At 71.8% G+C, this 1226-nt stretch carries 2 protein-coding genes; both read right to left on the bottom strand.

Annotation, left to right across the window (positions count from 1 at the left end; genetic code table 11):
- Positions 1 to 1080: 1-deoxy-D-xylulose-5-phosphate reductoisomerase (gene dxr / locus LQV45_RS33745; protein ID WP_230012162.1), on the bottom strand; the 1080-nt coding region annotated here is incomplete at its 3' end.
- A gap of 9 nt (positions 1081 to 1089) precedes the next feature.
- Complete coding sequence (locus LQV45_RS35965) at positions 1090 to 1206, bottom strand: FKBP-type peptidyl-prolyl cis-trans isomerase (protein ID WP_374208372.1); 117 nt, start codon at positions 1204 to 1206, stop codon at positions 1090 to 1092.
- Positions 1207 to 1226: the final 20 nt, after the last annotated feature.

Here is a 1226-nt window from a genome sequence, read left to right as displayed (position 1 = left end):
GCTCGCGGCGATGACCTCGTCGGCGCTGCGACGCGCCCACGCCTCGGCGTCGGCGAGCGACTCGCGGGTGAGGGCGCCGGGGGCCTCGTGGCGGTCCACGACGCGCTCGATCACCGCGACGATGCCGAGAAAGCTCAGACGCCCCTCGTGGAAGGCGTCCACTGCCTGCTCGTTGGCGGCGTTGAACACCGCGGGGTAGGTGCCACCGGCGCGACCGACGTGCTTGGCCAGCGCCACCGACCCGAAGGCCTCCTCGTCGAGCGACTCGAAGGTCCACTGCGACGCCGTCGTCCAGTCCAGCGGCGCGCCCACTCCCGCCACCCGGTGCGGCCAGTCCAGGCCGAGCGAGATCGGCAGACGCATGTCCGGCGGAGACGCCTGCGCGATCGTGGATCCGTCGATGAACTCGACCATCGAATGCACGATGGACTGCGGGTGCACGACGACGTCGATGCGCTCGTACGGCACGTCGAAGAGCAGGTGCGCCTCGATGACCTCGAGGCCCTTGTTCACCAGGGTCGCGGAGTTGGTCGTGACCACGCGCCCCATGTCCCACGTCGGGTGCGCCAGCGCCTGGGCCGGGGTGACCTCGGCCAGTTCGGCGCGCGAACGTCCTCGGAACGGACCGCCGGATGCCGTGAGCACGAGCCGCCGCACCTCGTGCGGCTCGCCCGAGCGCAGCGCCTGCGCGATCGCTGAGTGCTCCGAGTCGACCGGGACGATCTGCCCGGGGGCCGCCAGACGGGTGACGAGGTCGCCGCCGACGATCAACGACTCCTTGTTGGCGAGCGCCAGCGTGCGCCCTTCTTCCAGCGCCGCCAGCGTCGGGCCGAGCCCGACCGAACCGGTGATGCCGTTGAGCACCACGTCGGCCTCGACATCGCGGACGAGTTGCTCGGCCTCCGTCGCACCGAGAGCGATCGCCTCGACGCCGAATTCCGCCGCCTGCGCCTCGACACCCGCGCGGTCGCGGCCCGCGGCGAGTCCCACCACCTCGAACCGCTCGGGGGTGGCCCGGATGACGTCGAGCGCCTGGGTGCCGATCGAACCGGTGGAGCCGAGAATGAGGACGCGACGCATCCGCTCAGCCTACTGAGCGGGCGCCGCCGCGTGCTGGACGCCGAGGATGTCGACGACGAACACCAGCGGGGCGTTGGCCGGGATGTCACCCTGGCCCGCCTCGCCGTATCCGTCGGATGCCGGCATCACGACGACGACCTGGGAGC

This window comes from Microbacterium sp. Bi128 (assembly GCF_918698205.1).
This window is presented reverse-complemented; position numbering and strand designations above follow the sequence as displayed.

What these genes read in the sequence shown, in the direction of transcription:
- LQV45_RS35965 (WP_374208372.1), bottom strand. Translation starts at nt 1,206, where the DNA reads ATGCCGGCATCCGACGGATACGGCGAGGCGGGCCAGGGTGACATCCCG.